The sequence below is a fragment of the Bacillus sp. 03113 genome (genome assembly GCF_006546985.1).
Taxonomy (GTDB): domain Bacteria; phylum Bacillota; class Bacilli; order Bacillales; family Cytobacillaceae; genus VATK01.
Window position 1 is genome coordinate 126612 of sequence record NZ_ML637008.1, and the last position, 13064, is coordinate 139675.

Here is a 13064-nt window from a genome sequence, read left to right on the forward strand (position 1 = left end):
TTAAATGTTGAATCGGTTTAAACGCTGTTTCCTTCTATAATAAAGGTAAGCGGAAAGACCTCCAACAAAAAGCAATATACCTACAATGAATTGATTGAATATATTTGTTGCTGTGTTCGGTAGAGCATGTCCATTAGTAGTACCCGAATTAGTAGATCCGTTAGGTTGATTTATGTTCGACGGATTCGTTGGACTGTTAGGTTGATTCGGGTTCGACGGATTCGTTGGTCCGTTTGGTTGATTCGGATTAGATGGATTATTAGGCTGATTTGGATTCGATGGATTCGGGTTTTCACCAGTCTTCATCTTCTCAAATACAGCATATTCACTAAAGTGATCAACATGCCCGTATACAACGCTACCTTCATAGTCAGTTTCGACTTCGGTGAATTTATTTCCATTTCGATCAACATAATAAACTTTAGGATTTTTTGCTTCTTTATCAAGGAAGAAGGCTAGCGTCACTTTGTCTTTGAAATTCTTCAATTCTTTACCATCTTGCTGAATCGAAAAATCATAAACATCGGTTAAAGCATCTTTAATAGGTTCTGATTTTACTAGCTTAATAACAGTATTTGCTTCTTCCAAGTTTGCAGACGGGATCATTAAGCCTACTTTTTCATTTTTAATCGTGAGCACAGGATTTGGACGTGCTTTTAATAGTTGAACCTGCTCTTTTGTAAGATTCAGTTCGATTGATTTTAAGTTTTTAGTATTAGGTAATTGAACGACAACATCATTAGCCTGCTGCACATAAGCATTAAATGATTCATCGAATATCACTTTTGCGCTGTTATTTTCTATAGCAATAGAAGGTTCGAAAATTTCTGTAATGCGCCCCTCTACAACAGGAGAAACGGTTTTATCTTTTTGTTTATCTAAGTACTGTGTAAATACTACATAGTCGGCGATCCCTAAATCTTCTCCATTTTTTCCTTCTTTAAGGACATCATAACCATCTCCGCCTTTTCCAACAAAGGCATTTGTTACTATTTTGTAAGTTTTATTCATGTCGATAGGTGAGTAAGAGCCATCCTCATTTTTTACTTCCACACTTAAAATTCGCTCGCCAGCTGGTCTTGATTTTGTAAAGCTATATCTCATGCCAGCGACTTGTGGGAAGGCACCTGCCACAGTTTCCACATTTTTCACACCGTTTTCCAAGGCTTTAACGATTTGCTCACCAGTTAGATCAACAAGATAGATCGTATTTCCAAATGGTAAAACAGTTCTGACTTCACCTAATGTGATGTCGCCTTTATCGATTGGACCGCGAATTCCTCCTCCATTTTGAATTGCAATGGAAGTGGAAGCACCTTTAATGGTGCTTCTGGCTTTATCAAGCATGCCATCAGCAATTAGGTTTCCGAGATTTGTTTCTTTTGTTCTAACATTATTGCGAACACCATCAAGCTCAACGCCTGCTTTTCCGACAACTTCATTCTTTATCGCATCGAGCTGGTTTTTGTAGTCAGAAAGAAGGGCTTTCGCTTCCTCATTTTCAGGAACATTTTTATCAAGGGTAATTAATTCTCCAGTGGTTACTTCCGGAATAACAATCCCTTGGTCATTAAATGCTACATCAAGGCGCCCTAAATAATTGCTGAACTCGTTTGCTTGAACGACAACTGTTGGCGTATCATCATTATTGATAATGACTGGTTGATCAACTTTTGTATGGGTATGTCCTCCCACAATGACGTCAATGCCTTCTACATCTTCAGCAAGTTTTAGGTCGCGTTCATAGCCAAGATGCGATAAAGCAACGATTTTATCGACTTGTTCGTTATCAGTGATCTTTTTAACTGTTGTTTTTGCTGATTCTGTTGCCTGGTTAAAGACAATGTTTTCACCAGGACTGGAAGCCTCAACCGTATCTTCTGTTGTCAGTCCGAAAACGGCTACTTTTTCTCCGTTAACATCCATTACAACATAAGGATAAATACCCGGATCTTTTACTTCGCCTGCCATAAATAAAGTTTGCTGTTTTAATAGACTGCTAAGTGCTGGCTCTTTGCTAAAATCCAAGTTAGAACTAACAATTGGGAAGTCAGCATCTTTGATGAATTGAGCTAATGTTGAAGGACCATCATCAAATTCATGGTTTCCTAAAGTCATAGCATCATATCTCATTAGTTTCATAAATTCAAGATCGGCTAAGCCCTTCCACTCTGTATAATACAGATCTCCTGAGAATACATCACCTGCATCTAATAAAAGGTTATTTTTTGTCGTGTTACGTATTTCATCTACTGCTGTTACTCGTCTAGCTACATTATCTAAATGGGCATGTGTGTCATTCGTATGCATGATCGTTAAATCCCATAAAGGTTCTTCTATTCCGGACTTTGGAAGATACATCTCATACTTAGCAAATCCGCTTTCTAAAGTTTGTACATAAGAAATATTGTCACCAGTGAATTCTTGTGCTTTTGGAGACGATTCAAATGTAACTTTTACATCACCGAATACAGGAGCAAAAGACCAGTTGCCATCTGCTGATGGGTTAATCGTTTTTTGTTCTGTAATATAGTCATTTAGTACTTGTCTATTTTCTACCGTTGAGCTAAAAACAACTTTATCGGCTTTAATATTAGGGAAATAGCCGCCGCCAGAAGCGCGATAGTTATTTGAGACAACGAGAAATTCTTGGTTAGGGTCAATGTCCTTCCCTTCGTATTTCAAATTCTTAATTCTTGATGCTTCAGGATTTGCAGCCGTGCCATCTCTTTTGTATTTAGCAGGCTCTGTGACATCAATTTGATAGGTAACCCCATCAATGACATCAAAGTTGTAAGTAGGGAAGTCCGAATTTACTAATGCTTGTTCTTCTGTTTTATTAGGGTCAATTTGGTTAAATTGGCCAGCAGACATTTCGAGCCATTCTTTAACTTCTGCGCCTGTCAGCTTAAGAACGTATACGGTATTATCGTAAAGATATAGGTCTCCGATGTTTTTAATCGCAAGGTCACCCTGTGCAATGTTTGTATAATAATCTGCCCCATTGCGTCCACCGGCTTTAAATGGAGCACCAGCAGATAAAATCGGTAAATTCTTATATTCACTATCGGCTAATTCTTTTTCAGCAAACCATTTTTGTGCATCTGTCACAATTTGAATCGAAGGATCATCTTGTACAAGTGCAAAGAAGCTGTTAATCGGTGCTTCAGTTTTTCCGACAGGTGTTCTGACATATTGTAGGGTTTTTTCATGAGCCTCTTTAATGGCTTCCGCTACTTTTGGATCAGGAGCGGTGACAGTAGTAATTGGTTCCGCTGCTGATTTAGAGTCAATGACTTTCCAATCGTCTGTTTCCTTTTGCAATTTTAAATCAATGACACCAAGATGGCTTCCCCAGTTTTTCGGCATGACAACTGGAATACCATTGATCGTTCCTTTTGCGACATCTATATTAGCAATGCCTTCATACTTTTTGTTACCAGGAAATAGATCATGCTGATGACCTGATACAATCGCATCTATGCCCGGCACTTTTAAGGCAAGGTCGAAAACGGCATTTTCAGCATTCTCACCTTGCTCCTGTGTTTCGATACCCGTATGAGCGAGCACGATAATAAGGTCAGCGCCTTCCTTTTTCATCTCAGGAATAACTTTATTAGCTGATTCAACAATATCTTTTGTGATCACTTTACCGTCAAGGTTCTTTTTGTCCCATGTATTTATTTGTGGAGGAACAAAACCAGTATAGCCGACTTTAAGCGTATGCTTGATGCCGCTATTGTCAGTAACCTCTTTATCAACAATTTTATAAGGAGCATAACGATAGCTGCCATCAAGATTAAACACGTTTGCGTTAACAATCGGAAAATTAGCAGCCTTTAAGCTGTTATCAAGAAATTCAAGACCATAATTAAATTCATGATTTCCGAGAGTACCTGCATCGTAATTTAGTATATTTAAAGCTTTGAATATTGGATGACTTGCCCCATTATCGAATTCTTGTTGATGCTTGTATACATACTCTCCAAGTGGACTGCCTTGAATAAGGTCGCCGTTATCGACAAGGATCGTGTTTTTGGCATTATTTCTATGTTGATTAATTAATTGAGCTGTTCTTGCTAGACCAAATTTACTTGTTGGTGCATCGCTGTAATAATCATAGTCCATTATGTTGGCGTGAAGATCAGTAGTTTCAAGAAGCTGTAAATCTACGACAGGTAACTCTTCTGCTTTTGCAGGTGTTGCAATTAGGTATGAGGGTATAAGACTAAGAAGCAATAGAAGGACTGCAAAAATATGAAAACTTTTGCGAATAAGATGATGCTTTTCTTTTTCCATAAAATCCACCTTTCAACAATTCTTGAACTTTCTACTATATTTTCGATGTTATTTGATAAATTCCTTTAACATTAATGTTAATTTTTGTTATAAAAATGTAAAATTATTAATAATTTTCTACAAGTTACCTAATTAATTGATGAAATATGTTGAAAAAGGAAAAATAGATCGTAAGAGCATTCTTTACAATAATAACAGCGGTACCCCTTATGAACAGTTGTCATCACTGAAGATATTATTGTTGTTGATCAGCAGGGGATTATTATTGCTTCAACGGATGATCAGAGAATAGGTTCCATTTATGTGGGAGCTCGTATTGTCGTGAAAACAAAGAAAAGCTTTATATTTGAAACAAATAAAAAAATGGACGAAAATAGATGTAGAAGCTTAAAGGGTATTGGATTTTTTTATACCGCTTTCACCTTTATAGATTTAGATTTTTGAAATCGTTTACATTTGTATGATGATCCATCGTTATGCTATTGCATTCCTACTATAATTAAGGGTAAAAGGGGGAGTTCTTTGATGCTTAATGAATCTATTAAAAAGAAATTGTTAAGAATTGTAGGAAAGAATAATTTTAAAGATTCCAATGAAGCTAGACTTGTCTATTCTTATGATGCCACACCAAACTTTCAGTCTTTACCAGATGCTGTGATCATGCCGGAAAATAGAGAACAAATTCAACAAATAACAAAGGTTTGTAATGAAGCAAAAATTCCTATTATTCCACGAGGATCAGGTACCAATTTAAGTGCAGGAACCTGTCCAATTAAAGGAGGCATTGTCCTTCTTTTTAATCATATGAATCATATTCTAGAGATTGATGAAGAGAATTTAACGATCACCGTTCAGCCAGGGGTCATTACACTTGATTTAATAAAAGCAGTTGAAGCAAAGGGATTATTTTACCCTCCCGATCCAAGTTCAATGAAAATATCGACAATTGGCGGGAATATAAATGAATGTTCAGGTGGGTTAAGAGGGTTAAAATATGGCGTGACTAAAGACTATGTATTAGGTCTTGAAATGGTTTTAGCGAATGGCAGCGTGTTTCGGACTGGTGGGAAACTGGCAAAGGATGTTGCAGGGTACGATTTAACAAATTTATTTGTCGGTTCAGAAGGAACGCTAGGAATTGTTACCGAGGCGATTTTAAAGCTAATCCCTATTCCTGAAACAAAGAAAACACTATTAGCCTTGTTTGAAGATATGGATGCAGCAGCTAAAACGGTTTCCGCGATTATTGCACATAAAATCATTCCTGCTACACTTGAATTTCTTGACCAGCCAACCTGTGAGGTCGTTGAAGCTTTTGCAAAGGTAGGTCTACCAACTGATGTAAACGCTGTCTTATTGATCGAGCAGGATGGACCTTCTGAAGTAGTAGAAAGGGATATTCAGCGAATCTCCACGATTTGTCGCGATGGCAAAGCTGTTTCTGTGAAAATAGCTGCTTCTACGCAAGAAGCGGAGTCTTTATCTACCGCAAGAAGGTCGGCATTATCAGCACTTGCACGCTTGAAGCCTACTACCATACTAGAGGATGCGACAGTGCCTCGCTCGAAAATTAGCGAGATGGTCTATGCCATCAATGAAATTGCAAGAAAATATGATTTGAAAATTTGCACCTTTGGTCATGCTGGAGACGGTAATTTGCATCCTACATGCTTAACAGATGCACGTGATCAGGAGGAAATTCATCGCGTCGAGCAAGCATTTGAAGAAATTTTCGAGAAAGCGATCGAGCTTGGTGGAACCATTACTGGGGAGCATGGGGTAGGTGCAATGAAGTCCCCTTATTTGACTTTAAAGATAGGCGAAGAAGGAGTGGCTGCTATGAAAGCCATTAAGCATGCATTAGATCCAAATGGAATCATGAATCCAGGGAAGATCTTTGCCAAAGATTCTCGTAAAAGAGTGGTGGTGCAAGCATGAAGTCAACCATAAAAAAAGAAATTCAAGAAGGATTTCAAGAGCGTTTAGACTATGACGAGCTAATGAATTGCATGAGATGTGGCTTTTGTTTACCTACTTGTCCTACCTATGGACAAACCAATCGGTATGAAGCAGCCTCTCCTAGAGGAAGAATTGCCCTAATGAAGGGAGTAGTTGACGGGTTAATAGAACCGGATGAATCGGTTGAAGAACAATTGAATCTTTGTTTAGGTTGTCGTGCTTGTGAGCCTGTTTGTCCTTCAGGTGTGAAATACGGACATTTACTAGAGGAGGCTCGGGATATTATTCAACAAAAGAAGAAGCATTCAATTCCCGTTCGGGTACTAAGACACATTGTGTTTGATCAGCTTTTTCCTCATAAGGAACGTTTAAAAAAGATGCATCATTTTCTTTCATACTATCAAAAAAGCGGCTTGCAAAAGTTCGTCCAAAAAAGCCATCTCTTAAATATTATGCCTGGGAATTTAGCAATGATGGAAAAAATTCTTCCTGTCATAGCCGATAAAATGGAGCTGAAGCAGCGTTCTTCTATCCTTCCAGCTAAAGGGACTACATCAAGAAGGGTTGCGTTTTTTACTGGCTGCTTAATGGATACGATGTTTTTGCATACAAATAATGCGACAATTGAGCTTTTGCGCTTAGCTGGGTGTGATGTAGTGATTCCTGAGCAACAAGCTTGCTGTGGAGCCTTGCATGCTCATGGCGGAGAGAAGCAAATGGCTAAGAAATTAGCAAAACAAAATATTAAAGCGTTTGAGTCATTGGATGTAGATGATATTGTTTTAAATGCTGGAGGCTGTGGAGCTCTTTTAGTGGAATATGATCATTTATTGAAGGATGAAGTGGAGTGGAAGGATCGAGCTGAAGCGTTTGCTCATAAAATAAAGGATTTCTCTGAAATTCTCGTCGAACTAGGCTTTATTGAAAAAAATTTATCGCTATCAGAACAAATCATCACTTACCAGGACTCATGTCATTTACGAAATGTTATGAAAACCGCTCGTGCTCCGAGGTTGTTAATACAGGCAATTAAAGGGACAACCTATAAAGAAATGGAAGAAGCGGATCATTGCTGTGGATCAGCGGGCATATATAATTTAGTAGAACAAAAAATGTCAATGCAAATTTTAGATTACAAGATGGAGAAAGTAAAATCGGTAAATGCCCATACGATTGCTACGGCAAATCCAGGATGCCTTTTGCAAATGAAGCTTGGTATTGTTCGAGAAGGATTAGAAAAGAGTGTTCGAGCTGTCCATTTAGCTGATCTCTTGCTGGAAGCTGTACATGAATGATCGGGAAAGAGGATTTAATCGTAGGAGATATTAAAAAGAGACTTTTTAACGGATAAATGGTTAAGAAGTCTCTTTCTGGAATTCTTTTTTAAAGGTTTTGTTAAAGAATTTTGTTAATAGAAGCGATAATTGACACATTCAAGTGAAACGCAGTTTCACACGTTTTGAAGCTAATCTCTCACTTAAATTTGGCTCATAATGATGCTGCAAACACCTACAATGATTAAAAATATTCCGCTATAGCTAATCGTAAATTTGAAGAGGTCACTATCACGGCCTGCTAAACCAACAGCGGCTGTAGCAATAGCAATCGATTGTGGAGACAGCATTTTCGCTATGTCTCCTCCAATGACATTCATCGCTACTAATGAAGCTGGGTCAAGTCCTATCTGTGTCGCTGTTACAGATTGTAACGGTGCTAACAAGGTGCCGCTGCTGACAACAAAGCCGGTTAAAAAAACACCAAGCCAGCCTAGAACGGGTGCTAAGAATGGAAATATCTGACCTGTATTTGACAGCGCTAATCCTATTGTTGAGGATAAGCCAGAGTAGGTACAAACATAGGCAAGTGCTAGTACACTACATATGGTTAAGATAGGTGACCATAGTTCTTTAAAGGTTTCTATAAGACTCGCTCTAAATATTTTACCATTTGCTTTAAAAAGGAGCATCGAAATGAAAATAGTTAAAATGATTGCTGATGTTGTGCTTGTTAATAAGTCAAGCTTATACATAGCATCGAAAGGAGTTGGAATTTTCACAATGGGTGCTTCACGGATTACCTCTTGATGCAAATTTGGAATCTTGAAGTAGAGAACGGTTTTATATAATAGCCCACCAGGTTGTAAAGCTTCTTTTATCACGTGTAGATTCATAATGGTGACAAACACTGTAAGAATAATGTATGGCAACCAAGCAAAGAAGATCTTACGAGCTGAATAATGTGGAATAAGTGTTTCAATAACTTTATCTTCTTTATTAATTCGAAAGGTTTCTTTTGGCTTCCAGAATCGTAACAAGATCATTAATGCGATAATACTGGAAACGGATGCAAATATATCCACTAATTCGGCTCCTAAGAAGGTGGAAATGATATATTGCACGATACCAAATGTCAGCCCGCAGGTTAAGATGGCAGGCAAGGTTTGGCGTACACCTCTTATCCCATCAATGATGAAGACAAGTAAAAATGCAATCAACAGAGCGATGATTGGCATAATGTTTGATGTATATTGGGAGACTAGTAATGGATTTAAATTGGTTAATCCAGCAGGTGCCGTTACAGGAATCCCCATCGATCCATACACACCGCTAGCAAGGTTGGCGATTAAACAAAGACCAGCAGCATAAATAGGACTAAATCCTAATCCAACAAGAATGGAGCAGGTTATGGCAATTGGTGCACCATAACCTGCAGTACCTTCAAGAAATGCCCCGAAAGAAAATGCGATAATTAGCACTTGAATCCTCTGATCCCCTGTAATAGATGTAATGCTTCCTTTAATAACATCAAAGTACCCAGTTTTAACGGTTATTTTATAAAGAATAATAACGCTTAAAACAATAGAAGCAACTGGCCAAACACCAGATAACATCCCATACATGGCAGAACTTAGAAACATTTTAACTGGAAACTTATATACAAAGACTGAAATAAACCCCGCAAAAAGGACACTAATTAATCCTGAAATATACCCCTTTATATTATAGAGTGTTAACAAAGCGATAAAGAGCATAATAGGTAAAGCTGCAACAAATGTGGAAAGCCACATGCTATCCATTGGATTATAAATCTGATTCCATGTTTCCATACGTATACATCTCCAACTTTTTGTTTCTTATGTAAGTATTTTTTTCTGCACTAATCAGTTTTCATTAAATTTATATAATAGAACTAATATCTAAATTATAGAACTACATTCAATTTTATCAAGGTATCATAACGATATTCTTATCTGTTATAGAGGTATTTGTTGTGTGTTACAATAGATGGGAAAGTTGGAAAGATAAGATATTTATCATCTGTAAACGTTTTAATGATATAGAAAAGGCTTTAAAAGTTCGAAAAATGATCCTTACATACTATTTGACAAATTTATGAACAATTAAAAATATAACAGTTTATTTAATTAGTTGGAGCTTGATATCTATCTAACTGTAAAAAAAAAGCACTCTTTTTTAATGGAGTGCTTTTTGAGCTTCTTGAATTGTTTTATTCCAGTTGGCTGAACAATCTTCTGTTGTACAAGAAGATTGTTGTCCACAGCTAGAACATTTGCCTTGAGTACTTTTTCGTAAAAATTTGAATAGGTGATACAGTGCATAACCAAAAACGATACAAGCGATAATTATATTTACAATCATCTGTTTTCCGACTCCTTTTTTATCCGATATAAATAGAAGAATAATGAATCTGCAAATATGGAAGTTTCACTTATGCAAAACCAAGAATCCTTCCAATTGTATGAATGATTAGAGCAACAAGATAAGCGGTAACTAAAGGATAGATAACAGAGAAGGCAGTCCATTTAAATGATCCTGTTTCACGTCGAATAACCGCTACTGTTGCTAGACAAGGAACGTAAAGTAGAACAAATACCATAAAGGTATAAGCTGATAGTGGGGTGAAAAAGCTGTTCATGGTGACAGCTAATTGCCCTTCTTGAACTTTATAAATTATTGCCATTGTCGAAACGACGACTTCTTTTGCTAAAAAACCGGTCATTAAGGAGGCAACAGCTTGCCATGTAGCGAAACCGAGCGGCAAGAAAACAGGAGCAATCGCTCCACCGATAAGAGCCATAAAACTATCCTCCATATCCACACCGAATCCACCTGGTCCTGCATATGAAGATAACCAAATAAAGACTGAGCCAGCTAGAATAACTGTTCCAGCTTTACGAACGAAATTTCGGCCTTTTTCCCATGTACTTCTCCATAACGTTTTCGCTTGAGGCAGTCGGTATGGAGGTAGCTCTATAATAAAGGTAGATTGTTCATTTTTTAGTAGAGTAACGGATAAGATTTTTGTCACCACTAACGCCATAATAATTCCTAATATATACATAGAAAAGACTACCGTTGCTCCATTTTTTACAAAAAAAGCACTAACGAATAAGGCGTAGACAGGAAGTCTTGCCGAACAACTCATAAATGGATTGACTAAAATCGTCATTAACCGTTCTTTTCGCTGTTCGATTGAGCGCGCAGCCATAATTCCTGGAACATTGCATCCGAAGCTAATAATCATAGGAATAAATGCTTTTCCGTTTAGTCCAAAAAACTCCATGATTCGGTCCATTACCACTGCGATACGAGCCATATAGCCTGAATCCTCAAGTAGAGATATGAAGAAAAACAGTACAAAAATTTGTGGGACAAAAACAAGGACCCCTCCAACCCCAGCGATGATACCATCAACAATTAAAGCTTGTATAAAAGAAGAGGCTCCGATGCTTGAGAGAAGCTGAGTTGCTAAATTAGTAATCGTTCCGCTAAAAAATCCGTCTAATAGGTCCGAGAACGGAGCACCAATCCAAGTGAAGGTGACATTAAAGATAAGATAAATTAGACCGAGAAATATGGGCAATCCAAACAATCGATGGGTAACAACTCGATCAAGTCGATCTGTAAATGTTGGGGACGTCTTTGTTTCTTTTTCCGCACATTGCTGAACTAGTTGATTAATAAAAAGCTGCCTCTTTTCAAAAAAATGCACATTCATTTTCATATGCAGCTTGTGTTCTGCATCTTTTCGAATGGTTACGAGTTTATCAAATGAAGGGTGATTTTGAAACTCTGCTTCCACAGCACGATTGCCAGTTAAAAACTGTATGGCTAACCAGCGATTGCTGTTTGTGAGAATTTGAATCTCATCAATCGCACTTTCTGCAATCTCGCCATAATCTAATATAAATGGAGCGGAAGGTATATCTTCTTTTAACGTCAAAAGAAGCTCGTTAATTCCTTTACCGCTACGGGCAATGATATTGATAACAGGAATATGTAAATATTCACTAAGCTTTTTTGAATCAAATGTAATACCTCTTTTTTTAGCAACATCTATCATATTTAAGCCAATGACTAGCGGCTTTTCATATTCAAGTGCTTGGATCGTTAGCTGCATGCTTCGCTCAAATTGAGAAGCATCTACAATATTAAGCATGCTATTGAATTCACCAGAAATTAAAAAATTGGTTACGACAGCTTCATCTTTTGAAATAGGGGTGAAATCATAGACGCCTGGAAGATCAACCAATTGATTTTCTTGTTTTTTGATTGTACCGACCTTTTTTTCAACAGTTACACCGCTCCAATTGCCTACATATTCATAAGAATCAGTTAAAATATTAAATAATGATGTTTTTCCAGTATTGGGATTTCCTAGAAGTGCAATCATGTTCATAGGTTTTCCACCTCAATCTTTGCTGCATCACATTTTCTTATACTAATCATCTGTCCTTGACATTCAAAAACACATGGACCACCTAAAAAAGCTTTTTGCTTCATACAAAGCTCACTGCCCTTTTTCAGGCCAAAAGAAAGAAGGCGGCGCTCAAGAGAAGGGTTTAAAAATTCAGAATTTTTAACGGATACTCTAATTCCAATACTCACTTTATCTAGATACATCAATAGCCCTCCTTTTTGTTAATGATAATCATTTTCAATGTAATTTTAATTATACGGTAGGATATTTTTTTCATCAATACAGTTGAAGTAGATATTTAGGATTCTAACGATAGTTGTCACAAAATAAACTTATTTAAACGTTTTCATTAACTTCGCTCTGTTCATTAGGGTTAAGTTAACTTTATTCCTTGAATATAGGTAAGATGAATTCGTGGGTTTCAGCTTTTCTTGACTGTCAATGGATGGAGGTATAATATAATAAATGACCTATCATTTATTTGAGAAGAATGAATTTAGATATATTGTAGATTATAAAGAAAAAGGTGAGAACACATGGATAATCAGTATGTGAAAGCTGAAGCATTGCGTTATGTGATCCTTGCAACTCAAAGACTTGGGAATCGGATGTTGAATGATTTATTAAAGGAAATTGAGTTAACAGCCTCGCAAGCAGAGGTTATCAGAGTTTTGGAAGAATGGAAAAGTCTTTCACTTAAAGAGCTGGGGAAGCTTCTTATTTGTGAGACTGGAAGCCCATCGCGTCTGATTGAACGGATGTATCAAGATGGTCTTGTAGAAAAAATAGTGGATCCAAATGACTCAAGATTTTTAGTCTTACAGTTAACAGATGAGGGGCAAGAAAAAGCAAAAGCGATAAAACAGATTGAAAATCAGCTTTATGATGAATTTAAGAAGTTATATTCAGAAGAAGAACTGGAGAATATCATTACATTCTTAATGCGATTTTTAAAGGATCAACCTGTACAAGAAGCGTTGAAAAATCGTGGATTTAGCTCATAATCCATAGAATTAACGCTTATTTAACTAGTACCATTTCTTAAGCATACATGGATAAGAAGAAAAAATAACCACTTTATCACA

Annotated in this window: 9 protein-coding genes; 4 read left to right on the top strand and 5 right to left on the bottom strand. The window is 37.1% G+C overall.

Annotated features, from left to right (window positions below; genetic code table 11):
• Complete coding sequence (locus FDO66_RS00615; protein ID WP_141430469.1) at positions 1-4299, bottom strand: bifunctional 2',3'-cyclic-nucleotide 2'-phosphodiesterase/3'-nucleotidase; 4299 nt, start codon at positions 4297-4299, stop codon at positions 1-3.
• 222 nt (positions 4300-4521) lie between these two features.
• Here FDO66_RS00615 and FDO66_RS00620 point away from each other — a divergent pair, with 222 nt between their 5' ends.
• From FDO66_RS00620 to FDO66_RS00630, 3 genes are all read left to right on the top strand, one after another.
• Positions 4522-4743, top strand: a complete 222-nt coding sequence (locus FDO66_RS00620; RefSeq protein WP_141430670.1) for a sugar diacid recognition domain-containing protein — start codon at positions 4522-4524, stop codon at positions 4741-4743.
• 81 nt (positions 4744-4824) lie between these two features.
• Positions 4825-6237: a glycolate oxidase subunit GlcD gene (gene glcD / locus FDO66_RS00625; RefSeq protein WP_141430470.1), complete on the top strand. Its 1413-nt coding sequence runs from the start codon at positions 4825-4827 to the stop codon at positions 6235-6237.
• The gene (locus FDO66_RS00630) at positions 6234-7553 is read left to right on the top strand and encodes a (Fe-S)-binding protein (RefSeq protein WP_141430471.1); all 1320 of its coding nucleotides are present in this window, start codon (positions 6234-6236) and stop codon (positions 7551-7553) included. The genes glcD and FDO66_RS00630 overlap by 4 nt, the downstream gene beginning before the upstream one ends.
• Before the next feature lie 182 nt (positions 7554-7735).
• On the opposite strand, the gene FDO66_RS00635 is transcribed toward FDO66_RS00630, so the two are convergent.
• From FDO66_RS00635 to FDO66_RS00650, 4 genes are all read right to left on the bottom strand, one after another.
• Positions 7736-9364: an L-lactate permease gene (locus FDO66_RS00635; protein WP_141430472.1), complete on the bottom strand. Its 1629-nt coding sequence runs from the start codon at positions 9362-9364 to the stop codon at positions 7736-7738.
• 367 nt (positions 9365-9731) lie between these two features.
• Positions 9732-9917 (bottom strand): FeoB-associated Cys-rich membrane protein, encoded by a 186-nt coding sequence (locus FDO66_RS00640; RefSeq protein ID WP_141430473.1) that lies wholly within the window; start codon positions 9915-9917, stop codon positions 9732-9734.
• A 70-nt stretch (positions 9918-9987) separates the two neighbouring features.
• On the bottom strand, positions 9988-11958 hold the full coding sequence (gene feoB, locus FDO66_RS00645; protein ID WP_141430474.1) for a ferrous iron transport protein B: 1971 nt from the start codon (positions 11956-11958) through the stop codon (positions 9988-9990).
• Positions 11955-12182, bottom strand: coding sequence for a FeoA family protein (locus FDO66_RS00650; protein ID WP_181444392.1), 228 nt, complete (start codon positions 12180-12182; stop codon positions 11955-11957). The genes feoB and FDO66_RS00650 overlap by 4 nt, the downstream gene beginning before the upstream one ends.
• A 333-nt stretch (positions 12183-12515) precedes the next feature.
• Here FDO66_RS00650 and FDO66_RS00655 point away from each other — a divergent pair, with 333 nt between their 5' ends.
• On the top strand, positions 12516-12983 hold the full coding sequence (locus FDO66_RS00655) for a MarR family winged helix-turn-helix transcriptional regulator (RefSeq protein WP_141430476.1): 468 nt from the start codon (positions 12516-12518) through the stop codon (positions 12981-12983).
• Positions 12984-13064 lie beyond the last annotated feature (81 nt).

Excerpts from the sequence above, each read along its gene's own strand:
- FDO66_RS00615 (WP_141430469.1), bottom strand. The coding sequence starts at position 4,299 with ATGGAAAAAGAAAAGCATCATCTTATTCGCAAAAGTTTTCATATTTTT.
- glcD (WP_141430470.1), top strand. The coding sequence starts at position 4,825 with ATGCTTAATGAATCTATTAAAAAGAAATTGTTAAGAATTGTAGGAAAG.
- FDO66_RS00630 (WP_141430471.1), top strand. The coding sequence starts at position 6,234 with ATGAAGTCAACCATAAAAAAAGAAATTCAAGAAGGATTTCAAGAGCGT.
- FDO66_RS00635 (WP_141430472.1), bottom strand. The coding sequence starts at position 9,364 with ATGGAAACATGGAATCAGATTTATAATCCAATGGATAGCATGTGGCTT.
- FDO66_RS00640 (WP_141430473.1), bottom strand. The coding sequence starts at position 9,917 with ATGATTGTAAATATAATTATCGCTTGTATCGTTTTTGGTTATGCACTG.
- feoB (WP_141430474.1), bottom strand. The coding sequence starts at position 11,958 with ATGAACATGATTGCACTTCTAGGAAATCCCAATACTGGAAAAACATCA.
- FDO66_RS00650 (WP_181444392.1), bottom strand. The coding sequence starts at position 12,182 with ATGTATCTAGATAAAGTGAGTATTGGAATTAGAGTATCCGTTAAAAAT.
- FDO66_RS00655 (WP_141430476.1), top strand. The coding sequence starts at position 12,516 with ATGGATAATCAGTATGTGAAAGCTGAAGCATTGCGTTATGTGATCCTT.